This is a genomic window from Geodermatophilus sp. SYSU D00079 (assembly GCF_054050635.1).
Genome location: NZ_JBJGZS010000004.1, coordinates 111,163 through 126,993 on the forward strand (window position 1 = coordinate 111,163; position 15,831 = coordinate 126,993).

Consider the following 15,831-nt stretch of genomic DNA (forward strand, 5'->3'; position numbering starts at 1 on the left):
ACGGCATGACGGTTCGTCACTCCGTCGTGATCTTCCGTGCTTGTCCCGATCGGGTGACGGGCAGCAATGTCTCGGGCGCGGTCCGTACCGAACGACGCTCTGCCCCCGCGCCTGGGTGACTGCCGCAACAACGAGCAGTTCTTCATGCCTGAGGAGGCGTCATGAACACGCAGCGCGGTGCACGGTGGGGTCGGGGAGCTCGGTGGGGTCGTGGGGCCCGCTGGGGTCGTGGGGCCCGCTGGGGTTGCTGAACCACCGGGTCTGGTCGATCCAGAGCTCGCGGGGTGGGTGGCCGGGTCGCCGGCCGCCCACCCCGCTCGGGTGAGGCCGCTCCCGTAGGGGCTCCTGCGCTGTTAGCGTCTGGCCCGCTCATCCCCCCACGAGGAACCGGGTCGCCGTGGCCGAATCGCCCCTGTCCGCACCGCCGCCCTCGCGGCAGCGTGTGCGGAACCCCTGGGGCCTGGCCGCCCCGGCCCTGGGGCTGGCCGTGGTCTGCCTCGTCGCGGTCCTGGCGCCGCACGTCTCCGGCGGCCCGGGCTGGCTGTTCCTCGTCGTGACGGCGGCCTTCCTCGTCACCGAGTCCGTCCCGCTGCAGATCGAGTTCCGCCGCCAGACCTTCGGCTGGTCGGTCAACGAACTGGCGCTCGTGATCGCCCTCGTCGCCGTCGACGGGTTCTGGGCGGCGGTGGCCCGCGTCCTCGCCCTCAGCCTGGTCCTGGCCAAGCAGCGCTACAGCCTGGCGAAGTCCGTCTTCAACGTCGCCAACGCCGTCACCGAGACGGCGGTCGCACTGGTCGTGCTCGACCTCATGCCGATGGGCGGCACCACCGACCCGCTGTCGTGGCTGAGCCTGCTGGTGGCCGTGCTCGCCGCCGACGTCGCCGGCGCGCTGCTGGTCGCGGCCGCCATCGCCGCCACCGCCGGCCTGGCCGGGCACTCGCTCTGGGCCGACCTGTTCGTGCCGATCGTCGTGGTGGGGCCCCTGGCCGTCGCCACCGGCCTGGTCGCGCTGCTGCTGGTCGAGGTGAGCGCCTGGACGTGGGTCCTGATCGTCCCGGTGGTCCTCGCCGTGGTCCTGCTCTTCCGGCGGTTCGCCGACGTCGCGCGGGACCGCAAGAGCCTGGAGCGGGTCTACGAGTTCGCCCGCCGCGTGGAGCAGGTCAGCTCGGACGAGGACGGCACCCGGCGCATCGTCGAGGCCGTCAAGGAGCTCCTCAACGCCGACCGCGTGGCGCTGTGGCTGCCGCCCTACCTCGACGAGGAACCCCGTCTGGTGGTCGCCGCCGAGGACGGGCGCACCTGGTACGACGGCCCGGGCGACCCCGACGACCCGATCCGCAGCCGGGCCACCGACGGCTCGGTCGACGGCCCGGTCCTGGTCTCCGCGGTGCGCGCCACCGAGACCGAGGCCGCCGCGCTGGCCCGGCGGGGTGCGCAGGACCTGCTCGCCGCGCCCGTCGCCACCGCCGCGGGGGAGCCCGGCTACCTGGAGATCTGCGACCGGCAGAGCGACGTCGTCTCCTTCGCCGACGGCGACCGCGCCGCGCTGGACTCCATGCTCACCCACGTCAACGCCGCCATCCGGCAGCAGCAGCTGCTCACCCAGATCCGGTACGACGCCGACCACGACCGCCTGACCGGCCTGCCCAACCGGCAGCGGCTGGCCGTCGAGATCGACGCGACCCTGGCCGCCGACCCGGTCGGCGGCCGGGTCGGGCTGATCCTCGCCGCGCTCGACAACTACACCGAGGTCACCGACACCCTCGGGCACGCGGCCAGCGACGAGCTGCTGCTCGTGACCGCCGGCCTGCTGCGCGAGCACGCGCCGCCGCAGGCGCTGGTGGCCCGCATGGAGGGCGAGCAGTTCGCCGTCCTGCTGCCCGGCCTGTCCCTGGCGGCCACCGAGCGGGCCGCGCGGCGGCTGCGGGAGGCCACCTCCACCCGCGCCCGCGTGGCCGGCCTGGACCTCGAGGTCACCCTGTCGATCGGCGTCGCCGCCGCCCCGGTCCACGGCACGGACGCCGGCACGCTCATGCAGCGGGCCGACGTCGCCCTGCTGGCCGGCTCCGGCTCCAGCGGGGTGGCGAGCTACCACCCGGTGCTCGACCAGCAGAGCCTGCGCCGGCTGCAGCTGGGCACCGAGCTGGAGTCGGCCATGGCCGAGGGGCAGATCAGCGTGGTGTTCCAGCCGATCATCGACGCCCGCACCTCCGACATCGTCTCGGTCGAGACGCTGGTCCGCTGGGCGCACCCGCGCTACGGCGCCATCGCGCCCGACGACTTCATCCACCTGGCCGAGCAGATCGGCCGCATCGGCCTGCTCACCGACCACGTGCTCGACCTGGCGCTGGCCCGCTGCCGCAAGTGGCTGGACCAGGACATCGCCCTGTCGGTCGCGGTGAACCTCTCGGCCCGATGCCTCGGCGAGCCCGACCTCGTCGACCGCGTCCGGCGGGCGCTGCGGCGGCACGGCGTCCCGGGGGAGCTGCTCACCCTGGAGCTCACCGAGGGCAGCGTGGTCGACGACTCGGTCCGCAGCAGCACCGTCCTCGCCGACCTGCACGCGCTCGGGCTGCGGTTGTCGATGGACGACTTCGGCACCGGCTACTCCTCCCTGTCCCAGCTGCGCCAGCTGCCGATCGACGAGGTGAAGATCGACAAGTCCTTCGTGCTGGGGATGTCCACCAGCCAGGGGGAGTCGTTCATCGCCCGCTCGATCATCGAGCTGGCGCACAACCTGGGCCTGCGGGTCGTCGCCGAGGGCGTCGAGGACGAGCTGACCCGCAACCTGCTCGCCGAGATGGGCTGCGACAAGCTCCAGGGCTTCCTGGTCAGCCGCCCGTTGCCCGACGACCGGCTGGAGAGCTGGCTGCTGGCCCGCACCGGCGTCCGCTCCGCGGTGCCGGGGACGCCGCACCGGCGGCTGTTCGTCCGCACCTGACACCCCGGGGGGACCCCCTGTGACGGGTCCCCGCAGCCGTCAGGTACAGTTCTCCACGGCTTCGGCCACCGCCCCTTTAGCTCAGTCGGCAGAGCGTCTCCATGGTAAGGAGAAGGTCTACGGTTCGATTCCGTAAAGGGGCTCCGACCAGCCGGTCCTGTCGCGAGACCGGGCCGCACGGTCTTCCCGGCGGTGTAGCTCAGCCAGGCAGAGCAAGCGGCTCATAATCGCTGTGTCACCGGTTCAAATCCGGTCACCGCTACTCTCGACGGACCCCGCACCCCGGGGTCCGTCGTCGTGTGGGCGCCGTCCGCACGCCGGGCCCGGCAGGGCCCGTCCCACAAGGCTAGGAGAACTCCATGGCAGCCACCGACATCCGTCCGAAGATCACCCTGGCCTGCCAGGAGTGCAAGAACCGCAACTACATCACCCGCAAGAACCGGCGCAACGACCCCGACCGGCTCGAGCTGAAGAAGTACTGCCCCAAGGACCGCAAGCACACGGTCCACCGCGAGACCCGCTGACCCAGCGGTCCACGCGCGAGGGAGGGCGGGAGCATGGCGCTTGATCCGACACTGGTCGGGCGCAGCTACCCGCCCTCCGCCGTCTACGAGGTCGGCCGCGCGAAGATCGCCGAGTTCGCCGCCGCGATCGGCGAGGACAGCCTGGTGCACCGCGACGCCGACGCCGCCCGTGCCGCCGGCCACCCCGACGTCATCGCGCCGCCCACCTTCGCCATCGTGCTGACCCTCTCGGCGGCCGGCGTGGTGGTCGAGGACCCCGACGTCGACCTCGACTACAGCCGCGTGGTGCACGGCGAGCAGCGGTTCACCCACCACCGCGCCATCCGCGCCGGCGACCGCCTGGTCGCCACCCCCACCATCGAGGCCGTGCGCAGCGTCGCCGGCAACGACCTGCTCACCACCCGGGTCGACGTCGCCACCGAGGACGGCGAACCGGTCTGCTCGGCCACGTCCATGCTCGTCGCCCGGGGGACCGCATGACCGTGCGCGCCGCCGACGTCGCCGTCGGCACCGAACTGCCCGAGCAGAGCTACCGCGTCACGCGGGCGGACCTCGTCCGCTACGCCGGGGCCTCCGGCGACTTCAACCCGATCCACTGGAACGAGCGCGTGGCCACCGAGGTCGGCCTGCCCGGCGTCATCGCCCACGGGATGCTCACCATGGCCCTCGCCGCCCGCGCCGTGACCGCGTGGACCGGCGACCCGGCCGCGCTCGTGGAGTACCAGGTGCGGTTCGGTCGCCCGGTCCTGGTGCCCGACGACGACACCGGGGCCGAGGTCGTCGTCCGCGGCAAGGTGGGGGCGCTGGGCGAGGACGGCCGCGCCCGCGTCGACCTGACCGTCACCAGCGGCGGCGAGAAGGTCCTGTCCCTGGCCCGCGCGACCGTCCGCCTGGCGTGACTCCCCGGCGTCGCGCCGCCCTGGTCGCCGCGGCGCTGCTGGTCCTCCCCGCCTGCGGCACCTCCTTCGTCGACACCGTCGCCGCCGAGGCCCGCGCGTCGGCCGACGCGCCCGGCGGCAGCTGCGCGCCGCGCGCCGCCCCGGACCCCGACCGCCCCCGCGTGGACCTCGACCTGCGCCTGGAGGACGACCGGCGCACCGTCCGGGGCACCGAGACCGTCGTGTTCACCCCCGACCTGCCCACGCGTGAGCTGGTGTTCCGGCTCGTGCCCAACGACCCCGGCGCGGCCGAGGCGGGCAACGCGCTGGCCGTGGACGCCGTGCGGGGCGGGGACGTGGCCGGGGGCCGCTACGAGGACGCCGGCGCCGGGGAGCCCGGCGGGCTGTACGTCGTCGACCTCACCCGCGAGCTCGCGGCGGGGGACAGCACCGAGGTGGCGCTGGACTTCACGCTGCGGCTCGGCGAGGGCGGCTTCGAGCGGGTCGGCACCGCCGAGGGGGTGTCCTGGTGGGCCAGCGGTGCGCCGCTGCTGGCCTGGGAGCCGGGCGTCGGGTGGGCGCGCGACCCGTTCGTCGGCGTCCTCGGCGAGACCGCCAGCAGCCCGGTCGCCGACACCCGGATCCGCGTCTCCGCGCCCGCGGAGCTCACCGTGCTCATGACCGGCGACCAGGAGGCACCCTCGGCCGTCGAGGACGGGCGCCGCACCTGGACCGCCGCCGAACCGGTCGCCCGCGACGTGAGCGTCGCGGCGGGGGAGTTCACCACCACCTCGGTGACCACCCCCGGCGACGTCGAGGTGACGACCGGCGTCCTGCCCGGGGCCCCCCTGTCCGCCGACCTCCTGGCCGACTGGACGGTGGCGGCCATCGGCGACCTCGAGGAGCGCTTCGGCGCCTTCCCGTACCGCACCCTCACCGTGCCGCTGCTGCCCGACTACGGCGGGGGCATCGAGTACCCGAGCTCGATCCTGCTGGCGTCCCCGGACGAGCTGGTGCTCCTGCACGAGGTGGCGCACATGTGGTTCTACGGGATGGTCGGGGGCTCCCAGTTCCGCGACCCGTGGCTCGACGAGGCCTTCGCCAGCTACGCCGAGTCGGTCGCCTTCCCACCCGGCGACGTGCAGCAGCTGCTGTCGGTGCCCGGTGACGTGGGGTCGGCGATGGACGAGTTCCCGGGGTCCACCGACTACTTCCAGCGGGTGTACGACAAGGGCGAGGCCGCCCTGCTCGCCGCCCGGGACGCCGCCGGGCCCGCGGCCTTCGACGCCGCGCTGCGCTGCTACGTCGACACCAACGCCTGGACGATCGCCACCCCCGCCGACGTCGCCCGGGCGCTGGCCCACCTGCCCGCCGCGCTCGACGTCCTCGTCGAGGCCGGCGCCCTCGACGAGGACGACCTGCCCCGCTGAGTCCCCGTCAGCTCGCGGAGCCCAGCAGGCGCTGCATCCGGCTGACGCCCTCGACGAGGTCCTCGTCACCGAGCGCGTAGGACATCCGCAGGTAGCCGGGGGTGCCGAACGCCTCGCCCGGGACGACGGCCACCTCCGCCTCCTCCAGGATGATCTCGGCCAGCTCGACGCTGTCGCCCGCCGTCCGCCCGGCGATCTCGCGGCCGAGCAGGGCCTTCACCGACGGGTAGACGTAGAACGCGCCCTGCGGCTCCGGGCAGGCGACGCCGGGGATCTCCCGGAGCATCGAGACGATGGTCCGGCGGCGGCGGTCGAAGGCCTCCTTCATCGTCGCCACCGCGGACAGGTCGCCGGTGAGCGCCGCGATCGCCGCGGCCTGCGACACGTTGGCCACGTTCGACGTGGCGTGCGACTGCAGGTTGGTGGCGGCCTTGACGACGTCGGCCGGGCCGACGATCCAGCCGACCCGCCAGCCGGTCATGGCGTAGGTCTTGGCCACCCCGTTCACCACGACGCACCGGTCGGCCAGCTCGGGCACCAGCACCGGCATCGAGGGCGCGGTCGCCCCGTCGTAGGTGAGGTGCTCGTAGATCTCGTCGGTGAGCACCCAGATGCCGTTGTCCACCGCCCAGCGGCCGATCTCCTCGACGACCTCCGGCGGGTACACCGCCCCGGTCGGGTTGGACGGCGAGCAGAACAGCAGCACCTTCGTCCGCGGCGTCCGGGCGGCCTCCAGCTGGGCCACCGAGACGAGGTAGCCGCTCTGCTCGTCGGCCACCACCGGCACCGGCACACCGCCGGCCAGGGCGATGGCCTCGGGGTAGGTCGTCCAGTACGGGGCGGGCAGCAGCACCTCGTCACCCGGGTCGAGCATCGTGGCGAACGCCTCGTACACGGCCTGCTTGCCGCCGTTGGTCACCAGCACGTTCGCCGCCGAGACCTGCAGGCCCGAGTCGCGGGCGGTCTTGGCGACGATCGCCTCCTTCAGGGCCGGCAGCCCGCCCGCGGGCGTGTACCGGTGCATCGCCGGCTGGGAGCAGGCGGCGACGGCGGCCTCGACGACGTAGTCCGGCGTCGGGAAGTCCGGCTCGCCGGCGCCGAAGCCGATCACCGGCTTCCCCGCGGCCTTGAGCGCCTTGGCCTTGGCGTCGACCGCGAGCGTCGCCGACTCGGCGATCGCCGCGATGCGGCGGGAGATGCGCCGCTCGGCGGGCGGCAGCTCGGTGGACGGGGCAGCGGGCTCCGAGGAGGAGACGGCGGTCATGGGTCCATCGTGTCAAAGGGCGGCGCCCGGGGTCGCCCCCGTTCCGGACCGGTCCGGCCGCAGCAGCGGGACCACGGCGAGGAGCGGCCCGAGCGCCGGTGCCGACGGAGCGTCGACGCGCCGCCGCCCGGACGCCCCGTCGTCGGTGACCCGCGCCACGGTCGGGGAGGACGTTCGCTGCCCGGTCCGGCGGTCCCGTACACTGGCTGTCCTGGGGCAGTTGACCCCGCCACCGGCGTGCCCCGGATCCCCCCGCGGGGCTCGGTGCCGAGCGTGGCGGGTCAGGCGGTCCCAGAGCCCGGCCCAGGGCACTAGGGGTGTAGCTCAATTGGCAGAGCAGCGGTCTCCAAAACCGCAGGCTGCAGGTTCAAGTCCTGTCACCCCTGCCCGTGCCGCCGGCTCCCCGCCGGCGACGTGCACGACCCGTACGACACCCGACCGACGGCCCCAGAGCAGCGGCCACCACCACGAGGCGAGCGAGGCGCAGTGAGCGACGAGAAGCCGGGACGCGAGGACGATCCTCGCGCCGCCTCCGACGCCGAGCAGCTCGACCGCGAGGCTCCGGGCGTCGAGGACGCCGCCGAGCTCGAAGCTGCCGAGGCCGACGTCGCCGCCGAGGCCCAGGCCGACGAGGACAAGGTCGTCGCCGGTGGGGGCAGCCGCGCCGGCCGGCGGGGGAGCCGGATCACCGCCGGTGACGACGACGAGGACGACGAGCCCGCCGCGCGCACCCGGCGTCCGGCCCGCGAGCGCACGGCGTCCCGGCCCGCCGGCCGGGCGGCGGAGGGGACCGGCACCCGGTCCCGGGCGGCCGCGGAGCGGGCGCGCGCGGAGGAGATCCGGCAGAAGCGCAGCCTGGGCCGGTTCCTGCGGGAGGTCGTCGCCGAGCTGCGCAAGGTCATCTGGCCGGGCCGGCGGGAGCTGATCACCTACACGACCGTCGTCATCGTCTTCGTGGCCTTCATCGTGGCGCTGGTGGCCGGCCTGGACCTCCTCTTCTCCCAGGGCGTGCTCGCCGTCTTCGGCTGAGCCCACCCGCGCCTGCACGCCACCGACAAGGAAGAGATCCCCGTGACCGACCCCCGCGAGCCCTTCGACACCGACAGCGCCGTCGAGGGGATCGACCTCGACGACGCCCGCTTCGACGTCCGTGGCAGTGCGGACCTCGAGACCGGTGCGGGCGAGCCCGGCGCCGCCGAGGGCTCCACCGACACCGCCGACCTCGACGCCCTCACCGGCGTGGCCGACGCGACCCCCGAGGTCGAGGGCGGCGAGGTCGACAGCCTGGTCAGCGACCCGCAATCGCCCCCGGCCGCCGACTCCGACCTGGCCGAGCCGGCGGAGGACGAGGACCCGGTCGAGGCGCTGCGCAAAGCCCTCCGGCTGGCTCCCGGCGACTGGTACGTCGTGCACTCCTACGCCGGTTACGAGAACAAGGTGAAGACCAACCTCGAGTCCCGCATCCAGTCGCTGGACATGGAGGACTTCATCTACCAGATCGAGGTGCCCACCGAGGAGGTCACCGAGATCAAGAACGGCAAGCGGACCCAGGTCAACCGCAAGGTCTTCCCCGGGTACCTGCTGGTGCGCATGGAGCTCAACGACGAGTCGTGGGGCGCGGTGCGCAACACCCCCGGCGTGACCGGTTTCGTCGGGGCCACCTCGCGCCCCTCGCCGCTCACGCTCGACGAGGTCGTCAAGATCCTCGCCCCGACCACCACCCAGCCGGCCGCCAAGGCGACCGAGACGACGACCACGACCGCCGCCGCGCCGGCCGCGGTGGTCGACTTCGAGGTCGGCGAGTCGGTGACCGTCATGGACGGGCCGTTCGCCACGCTCCCCGCCACGATCAACGAGATCAACGCCGAGCAGCAGAAGCTGCAGGTGCTCGTCTCGATCTTCGGCCGGGAGACGCCGGTCGAGCTCTCGTTCAACCAGGTCCAGAAGATCTGAACGAGGACCCCGTCGCCCCCCGCCGCTCGTAGACTCGCAGCGGGGCCCTGCGACGGGGCCGTTCCATCCCGTCACGAAGAAGGAAGTCATGCCCCCCAGGAAGCGGTTGACCGCGGTCATCAAGCTCCAGATCAACGCCGGTGCGGCCACCCCCGCCCCGCCCGTGGGTCCGGCGCTCGGCCAGCACGGCGTCAACATCATGGAGTTCTGCAAGGCGTACAACGCCGCCACGGAGTCGCAGCGCGGCAACGTGATCCCGGTCGAGATCTCGGTCTACGAGGACCGCTCGTTCACCTTCGTCACCAAGACCCCGCCCGCGGCGCGCATGCTGCTCAAGGCGGCCGGTGTGGAGAAGGGCTCCGGCGAGCCGCACAAGACCAAGGTCGCCACCGTCACCCGTGACCAGGTCCGCGAGATCGCCCAGACCAAGATGGCCGACCTCAACGCCAACTCCCTCGACGAGGCCGAGAAGATCATCGCCGGCACCGCCCGGTCGATGGGCATCACGGTCCAGTAAGCGGGATGCGCTGCCCGATCGGCGGCGTTGCTCCACCGGGTCCCCTCCGGACCCGCACAGCACTCGTGGGAGGGCCTGCGCCAGGCCCGTGCACCACACGACTCCCGGCCGCGTGCCGGGGGAGAGGACACACCATGGCGAAGCACGGCAAGAAGTTCCGCGAGGCGGCCGCCAAGGTCGACCGCGACAACCTGTACTCCCCGCTGCAGGCGGCCACCCTGGCCAAGCAGACGTCACCGACGACCTACGACGCCACCGTCGAGGTCGCCATGCGCCTGGGCGTCGACCCGCGCAAGGCCGACCAGATGGTCCGCGGCACGGTGAACCTGCCGCACGGCACCGGCAAGACCGCCCGCGTCATCGTCTTCGCGACCGGTGACAAGGCCGCCGAGGCCGAGGCCGCCGGCGCCGACGTCGTCGGCTCCGACGACCTGATCGAGCGCATCCAGGGCGGTTTCCTGGACTTCGACGCGGCGATCGCCACCCCCGACCAGATGGCCAAGGTCGGCCGGATCGCCCGCATCCTCGGCCCCCGTGGCCTGATGCCGAACCCCAAGACCGGCACCGTGACCCCCGACGTCACCAAGGCCGTCAACGACATCAAGGGCGGGAAGATCAACTTCCGCGTCGACAAGCAGGCCAACCTGCACCTGGTCATCGGCAAGACCTCGTTCGACGAGACCAAGCTGGTGGAGAACTACGCCGCGGCCCTCGACGAGGTCCTGCGGGCCAAGCCGTCGGCGGCCAAGGGCCGGTACCTGAGGAAGGTCACCGTCTCCACGACCATGGGCCCGGGCATCCCGGTCGACCCGAACCGCACGCGCAACCTGACGGTGGACGAGCCGACCGCCTGAACCACCTCCACGAGGGCCCCGCAGCGCACCGCGCTGCGGGGCCCTCGCGCGTTGCGGCGACCTCCTCCCGTCGAGATGCGCGGATCTCGACGGCGGGGGCGGCTGGTGGGTGCGAGATGCGCGCATCTCGACGGCGGAGGGCGGCCGGTAGACCCGGGTGACGACGGCGACAGCGGCGTCCTGTCGACATGGCGTATGCTCGACGTCGTTCCCCCCAAGACCGCTGGTCGTCGCACGTCCGCGTGCGATCGAAGGTCCCGGACCCCGGGCGACCCGCGCAGGAGGACGGTTCGATCGCCGGGCGCTGTGCCCGGCCCTCGCCCCGTGCGCCCTGCGCCGGGGCGTTCCTCGTCTCCGGGCCCGTTGATCGCCCGTCGTCGTGCACCGGCCGGTGGTCGCCCGACAGACGAGAGGAGGCCCATGCCCACGCAGGCGAAGGCCGCGGTGATCGACGAGATCACCGAGCGGTTCCAGTCGTCCAGCGCGGCGGTGCTCACCGAGTACCGCGGGCTGACCGTGGCCCAGCTGACCCAGCTGCGCCGTTCCCTCGGTGAGGGCAGCAGCTACGCCGTCGTCAAGAACACCCTGACGAAGCGGGCCGCGGAGCAGGTCGGGTTCGCCGACCTCGCGCCGCTGCTCAACGGGCCCACCGCGATCGCCTTCATCGAGGGCGACCCGGTGAACGCCGCCAAGGCCATCCGTGACTTCGCGCGCGCCAACCCGCTGCTCGTCGTCAAGGGTGGCGTGGTCGAGGGCCGCACGGTCGGCGCCGCCGAGGTCACCGCCCTCGCCGACGTCGAGCCCCGTGAGGTGCTCCTCGCCAAGCTGGCCGGCGCGATGAAGGGCAACCTCACCAAGGCCGCGGGTCTGTTCCAGGCCCCGCTGTCGCAGGTCGCCCGCCTGGCCGCCGCGCTGCAGGAGAAGAAGCCCGCCGAGGGCGCTCCCGCCGCCGACAGCGCTGCTGACACCACCGACACCGACGCTGCCGCCGCGGACGCCGCGGCCAGCACCGACTGACCCCAGAAGGAGAGATCATGGCCAAGCTGTCCACCGCGGAGCTGCTCGACGCGTTCAAGGAGATGACGCTGCTCGAGCTGTCCGACTTCGTGAAGCAGTTCGAGGAGACCTTCGAGGTCACCGCTGCTGCCCCCGTCGCCGTCGCGGCCGCCCCGGCCGCCGGTGGTGGCGACGGCGGTGCCCCCGCCGCCGAGGAGCAGGACGAGTTCGACGTCATCCTCGAGAGCGCCGGCGACAAGAAGATCCAGGTCATCAAGGAGGTGCGCGGCCTGACCTCGCTCGGCCTCAAGGAGGCCAAGGACCTGGTCGACGGCGCGCCGAAGCCGGTCCTGGAGAAGGTCGCCAAGGACGCTGCGGAGAAGGCCAAGGCCGCCCTCGAGGGCGCCGGCGCCACCGTCACCGTCAAGTGACCCCTTCCCCGGCAGCCTGACCGCTGCCGGGGAGCGCACCACCTCGCACGACCCGCAGGGGCCGTCCTCCACCCGGAGGGCGGCCCCTGCGTCGTCCCCCGATGCCCCGGGGCGCACCCCGGACGGCGGACCGACCCCGGCGTGGCAGTCCCACTGGGGCGCCGCGGCTGGCATCATGGCCGTGTCGTCGAGGCGAGGACCGCACCCCGCCGGAACGGCTGCTCCTTCCCGGGATGTGTGCCTGGTCGCTACCGGCCCCCCGACGTGGACAGCCTGCCGGTGTAGGGGTAGGGTTCTCTGTTGCGCTGCCCCCTGACTGCTTGCCCGCCGAGACGGGTCACGTGGGGTGCCCGGGGAACCCCCTCCGGACGCCCGCAGACCCCCCGCTCCGGTCGTTCCGCAGCCAGTCGGACAGCCCCGCCATTACCGACGACGACCCAGGACGAACCAGCACCCACCGCCCGCACGTCGTGAGGTCCTTGGAAGGACGCATCTTGGCAGGCTCTCGCCCCACCAGCATCTCCGCCAGCACCACCGAGTCAGGCTCCACCCAGCACACCCCGCAGCACCCGCAGTCCGGCCCCCGCACCGGCGAGGCCGACCAGCAGAAGATCCCCGGCGCGCCGCTGCGCGTCTCCTTCGCCAAGATCTCCGAGCCGCTTGCGGTGCCGGACCTGCTGGCCCTGCAGACGGCCTCCTTCGACTGGCTGGTCGGCAGCCCCGAGTGGCGGGCCACCCTCCCGCCCGAGGAGCAGGCCGACGCCGTCGGCGGCCTGGCCGAGATCCTCGAGGAGATCTCCCCGATCGAGGACTTCAGCGGCTCGATGTCGCTGTCCTTCTCCAACCCGCGCTTCGAGGACGTCAAGGCGTCCCTCGAGGAGTGCAAGGACAAGGACATGACCTACGCGGCGCCGCTGTTCGTCACCGCGGAGTTCATGAACAACACCACCGGCGAGATCAAGAGCCAGACGGTGTTCATGGGCGACTTCCCGATCATGACGAACAAGGGCACGTTCGTCATCAACGGCACCGAGCGCGTCGTCGTCTCGCAGCTCGTCCGCAGCCCGGGCGTCTACTTCGACAAGACCCTGGACAAGACGTCGGACAAGGACGTCTTCAGCGCCAAGGTGATCCCCAGCCGCGGGGCGTGGCTGGAGTTCGACGTCGACAAGCGCGACACCGTCGGCGTCCGCATCGACCGCAAGCGCCGGCAGCCGGTCACCGTGCTGCTCAAGGCGCTGGGCTGGACCGAGGACCGCATCCGCGAGCACTTCCAGTGGTCGCCGACCGTCCTCGCCACCCTGGAGAAGGACCACATCGCCGGGCAGGACGAGGCACTGCTCGACATCTACCGCAAGCTGCGGCCGGGCGAGCCGCCGACGCGTGAGTCCGCGCAGGCGCTCCTGGAGAACCTCTTCTTCAACCCGAAGCGCTACGACCTGGCCAAGGTGGGCCGGTACAAGGTCAACAAGAAGCTCGGCGTCGAGATCCCGCAGAGCACGCTGACGCTGACCGAGGACGACATCGTCGCCACCATCGAGTACGTCGTGCGCCTGCACGCCGGCGAGCCCGAGCACGGCGTCGACGACATCGACCACTTCGGCAACCGTCGTCTGCGCACCGTCGGCGAGCTGATCCAGAACCAGATCCGGGTCGGCCTCTCCCGCATGGAGCGCGTCGTCCGCGAGCGGATGACGACCCAGGACGTCGAGGCGATCACGCCGCAGACCCTGATCAACATCCGGCCGGTCGTCGCCTCCATCAAGGAGTTCTTCGGCACCAGCCAGCTGTCCCAGTTCATGGACCAGACCAACCCGCTCGCGGGTCTGACCCACAAGCGCCGCCTGTCGGCGCTGGGTCCGGGTGGTCTGTCGCGTGAGCGGGCCGGCATGGAGGTCCGCGACGTGCACCCGAGCCACTACGGCCGGATGTGCCCGATCGAGACCCCGGAAGGCCCGAACATCGGCCTGATCGGCTCGCTGTCCTCGTTCGGCCGGGTGAACGCCTTCGGCTTCATCGAGACGCCGTACCGCAAGGTGGTCAACGGTGTGGTCACCGACCAGATCGACTACCTGACCGCCGACGAGGAGGACCGCTTCGTCGTCGCCCAGGCGAACTCGCCGCTGGACGCCAACGGCCGGTTCGCCGAGGAGCGGGTCCTGGTCCGCACCAAGGGCGGGGAGACCACCGACCTCGCGCCGGAGAACGTCGACTACATGGACGTCTCGCCGCGGCAGATGACCTCGGTCGCGACGGCGATGATCCCGTTCCTCGAGCACGACGACGCCAACCGCGCGCTCATGGGCGCGAACATGCAGCGTCAGGCCGTCCCGCTGCTGCGCAGCGAGGCCCCGCTGGTCGGCACCGGCATGGAGCTGCGTGCCGCCGTCGACGCCGGCGACGTCGTGGTGGCCGAGAAGGCCGGCGTGGTGGAGGACTCCACCGCCGACTACGTCACCGTCATGGCCGACGACGGGACCCGGCAGACCTACCGGCTGCTGAAGTTCCGCCGCTCCAACCAGGGCACCTCGATCAACCAGACCCCCGTCGTCGACGAGGGCCAGCGGGTCGAGGTCGGCCAGGTCATCGCCGACGGGCCGTGCACCGACCAGGGCGAGATGGCGCTGGGCAAGAACCTGCTCGTCGCCTTCATGCCGTGGGAGGGCCACAACTACGAGGACGCGATCATCCTGTCGCAGCGCCTCGTGCAGGACGACGTCCTGTCCTCGATCCACATCGAGGAGTTCGAGGTCGACGCCCGCGACACCAAGCTGGGCGCCGAGGAGATCACCCGGGACATCCCGAACGTCTCCGAGGAGGTCCTCGCCGACCTCGACGAGCGCGGCATCATCCGCATCGGCGCCGAGGTCGTCCCTGGCGACATCCTCGTCGGGAAGGTCACGCCCAAGGGCGAGACCGAGCTGACCCCCGAGGAGCGGCTGCTGCGGGCGATCTTCGGCGAGAAGGCCCGCGAGGTCCGCGACACGTCGCTGAAGGTCAAGCACGGTGAGTCCGGCAAGGTCATCGGCGTCCGCGTGTTCTCGCGCGAGGACGGCGACGAGCTGCCCGCCGGCGTCAACGAGCTGATCCGGGTCTACGTCGCCCAGATGCGCAAGATCTCCGACGGTGACAAGCTCGCCGGCCGCCACGGCAACAAGGGCGTCATCGCGAAGATCCTGCCGCAGGAGGACATGCCGTTCCTCGAGGACGGCACCCCGGTGGACATCGTCCTCAACCCGCTGGGCGTCCCCGGCCGGATGAACGTCGGCCAGGTCCTGGAGACCCACCTCGGGTGGGTTGCCAAGTCCGGCTGGCAGGTCGAGGGCACCCCGGAGTGGGCGGCCAACCTGCCGCAGGCCGCCCGTGCGGCCGAGCCCGGCACCCGGACCGCGACGCCGGTGTTCGACGGTGCCCGCGAGGAGGAGATCGTCGGGCTGCTCAGCTCGACCATCCCGAACCGCGACGGTCAGCGGATGGTGGCCCCGACCGGCAAGGCGCGGCTGTTCGACGGCCGCTCCGGCGAGCCGTTCCCGGAGCCGATCTCGGTGGGCTACGTCTACATCCTGAAGCTGCTGCACCTGGTCGACGACAAGATCCACGCCCGGTCGACCGGCCCCTACTCGATGATCACGCAGCAGCCGCTGGGTGGTAAGGCGCAGTTCGGTGGCCAGCGCTTCGGTGAGATGGAGTGCTGGGCGATGCAGGCCTACGGCGCGGCCTACGCGCTGCAGGAGCTGCTCACCATCAAGTCCGACGACATCCTGGGCCGCGTCAAGGTCTACGAGGCGATCGTCAAGGGGGAGAACATCCCCGAGCCGGGCATCCCGGAGTCGTTCAAGGTGTTGCTCAAGGAGCTCCAGTCGCTCTGCCTCAACGTCGAGGTGCTGTCCGGCGACGGGCAGGCGATCGAGCTGCGTGACACCGACGACGAGGTCTTCCGGGCCGCGGAGGAGCTGGGCATCGACCTGTCCCGCCGCGAGCCGTCGTCCGTCGAAGACGTGTGATCGGCCGCCGGCCGGCCCCTCGGGCCGGCCGGCGCCACC

13 protein-coding genes and 3 tRNA genes are annotated in these 15,831 nt (G+C 72.3%); 15 read left to right on the forward strand and 1 reads right to left on the reverse strand.

Translation table 11 applies throughout. From position 1 onward, the window contains the following. The first annotated feature begins 397 nt into the window (after positions 1-397). The 7 genes from ACI79E_RS05570 to ACI79E_RS05600 all read left to right on the forward strand — a co-directional run bounded on the left by ACI79E_RS05570 (position 398) and on the right by ACI79E_RS05600 (position 5,773). Entirely contained in the window at positions 398-2,941 is a 2,544-nt protein-coding gene (locus tag ACI79E_RS05570) for a putative bifunctional diguanylate cyclase/phosphodiesterase (protein ID WP_456931552.1), read from the forward strand. A 70-nt stretch (positions 2,942-3,011) separates the two neighbouring features. Then, positions 3,012-3,084 (forward strand) — tRNA-Thr (locus ACI79E_RS05575). Positions 3,085-3,129: 45 nt separating this feature from the next. Beyond that, positions 3,130-3,203, forward strand: a tRNA-Met gene (locus ACI79E_RS05580). A gap of 97 nt (positions 3,204-3,300) precedes the next feature. After that, positions 3,301-3,465, forward strand: coding sequence for a 50S ribosomal protein L33 (gene rpmG / locus ACI79E_RS05585; protein WP_456908153.1), 165 nt, complete (start codon positions 3,301-3,303; stop codon positions 3,463-3,465). Positions 3,466-3,498: 33 nt separating this feature from the next. Continuing rightward, positions 3,499-3,945 carry an FAS1-like dehydratase domain-containing protein gene (locus ACI79E_RS05590; protein WP_456931553.1) on the forward strand — a complete coding sequence of 149 codons (447 nt, stop codon included), beginning with the start codon at positions 3,499-3,501 and terminating at the stop codon, positions 3,943-3,945. Then, positions 3,942-4,364, forward strand: a complete 423-nt coding sequence (locus ACI79E_RS05595) for a MaoC family dehydratase (protein WP_456931554.1) — start codon at positions 3,942-3,944, stop codon at positions 4,362-4,364. The genes ACI79E_RS05590 and ACI79E_RS05595 overlap by 4 nt, the downstream gene beginning before the upstream one ends. Continuing rightward, complete coding sequence (locus ACI79E_RS05600; RefSeq protein ID WP_456931555.1) at positions 4,361-5,773, forward strand: peptidase M1; 1,413 nt, start codon at positions 4,361-4,363, stop codon at positions 5,771-5,773. The genes ACI79E_RS05595 and ACI79E_RS05600 overlap by 4 nt, the downstream gene beginning before the upstream one ends. A 7-nt stretch (positions 5,774-5,780) precedes the next feature. On the opposite strand, the gene ACI79E_RS05605 is transcribed toward ACI79E_RS05600, so the two are convergent. After that, positions 5,781-7,037, reverse strand: coding sequence for a pyridoxal phosphate-dependent aminotransferase (locus tag ACI79E_RS05605; protein ID WP_456931556.1), 1,257 nt, complete (start codon positions 7,035-7,037; stop codon positions 5,781-5,783). Between the two features lie 313 nt (positions 7,038-7,350). Here ACI79E_RS05605 and ACI79E_RS05610 point away from each other — a divergent pair. The 8 genes from ACI79E_RS05610 (at position 7,351) to rpoB (ending at position 15,792) form a co-directional block, all read left to right on the forward strand. Beyond that, positions 7,351-7,423, forward strand: a tRNA-Trp gene (locus ACI79E_RS05610). A gap of 100 nt (positions 7,424-7,523) precedes the next feature. Then, positions 7,524-8,066 carry a preprotein translocase subunit SecE gene (gene secE / locus ACI79E_RS05615; protein WP_456931557.1) on the forward strand — a complete coding sequence of 181 codons (543 nt, stop codon included), beginning with the start codon at positions 7,524-7,526 and terminating at the stop codon, positions 8,064-8,066. 42 nt (positions 8,067-8,108) lie between these two features. Next, complete coding sequence (nusG, locus tag ACI79E_RS05620) at positions 8,109-8,990, forward strand: transcription termination/antitermination protein NusG (protein ID WP_456931558.1); 882 nt, start codon at positions 8,109-8,111, stop codon at positions 8,988-8,990. Positions 8,991-9,078: 88 nt separating this feature from the next. Continuing rightward, on the forward strand, positions 9,079-9,507 hold the full coding sequence (rplK, locus tag ACI79E_RS05625) for a 50S ribosomal protein L11 (protein ID WP_012950499.1): 429 nt from the start codon (positions 9,079-9,081) through the stop codon (positions 9,505-9,507). 134 nt (positions 9,508-9,641) lie between these two features. Then, positions 9,642-10,361: a 50S ribosomal protein L1 gene (gene rplA, locus ACI79E_RS05630; protein ID WP_456931559.1), complete on the forward strand. Its 720-nt coding sequence runs from the start codon at positions 9,642-9,644 to the stop codon at positions 10,359-10,361. Between the two features lie 420 nt (positions 10,362-10,781). Beyond that, the gene (rplJ, locus tag ACI79E_RS05635; RefSeq protein WP_456931560.1) at positions 10,782-11,378 is read left to right on the forward strand and encodes a 50S ribosomal protein L10; all 597 of its coding nucleotides are present in this window, start codon (positions 10,782-10,784) and stop codon (positions 11,376-11,378) included. 17 nt (positions 11,379-11,395) lie between these two features. Continuing rightward, on the forward strand, positions 11,396-11,788 hold the full coding sequence (rplL, locus tag ACI79E_RS05640) for a 50S ribosomal protein L7/L12 (protein WP_456931561.1): 393 nt from the start codon (positions 11,396-11,398) through the stop codon (positions 11,786-11,788). Positions 11,789-12,282: 494 nt separating this feature from the next. After that, the gene (gene rpoB / locus ACI79E_RS05645; RefSeq protein WP_456931562.1) at positions 12,283-15,792 is read left to right on the forward strand and encodes a DNA-directed RNA polymerase subunit beta; all 3,510 of its coding nucleotides are present in this window, start codon (positions 12,283-12,285) and stop codon (positions 15,790-15,792) included. The last annotated feature ends 39 nt before the right edge of the window (positions 15,793-15,831 follow it).

Bases quoted from the DNA above. Each gene is read 5' to 3' on its own strand.
- rpmG (WP_456908153.1), top strand. From the start codon at position 3,301: ATGGCAGCCACCGACATCCGTCCGAAGATCACCCTGGCCTGCCAGGAG.
- rplK (WP_012950499.1), top strand. From the start codon at position 9,079: ATGCCCCCCAGGAAGCGGTTGACCGCGGTCATCAAGCTCCAGATCAAC.
- ACI79E_RS05605 (WP_456931556.1), bottom strand. From the start codon at position 7,037: ATGACCGCCGTCTCCTCCTCGGAGCCCGCTGCCCCGTCCACCGAGCTG.
- rplL (WP_456931561.1), top strand. From the start codon at position 11,396: ATGGCCAAGCTGTCCACCGCGGAGCTGCTCGACGCGTTCAAGGAGATG.
- rplA (WP_456931559.1), top strand. From the start codon at position 9,642: ATGGCGAAGCACGGCAAGAAGTTCCGCGAGGCGGCCGCCAAGGTCGAC.
- ACI79E_RS05590 (WP_456931553.1), top strand. From the start codon at position 3,499: ATGGCGCTTGATCCGACACTGGTCGGGCGCAGCTACCCGCCCTCCGCC.
- ACI79E_RS05595 (WP_456931554.1), top strand. From the start codon at position 3,942: ATGACCGTGCGCGCCGCCGACGTCGCCGTCGGCACCGAACTGCCCGAG.
- rplJ (WP_456931560.1), top strand. From the start codon at position 10,782: ATGCCCACGCAGGCGAAGGCCGCGGTGATCGACGAGATCACCGAGCGG.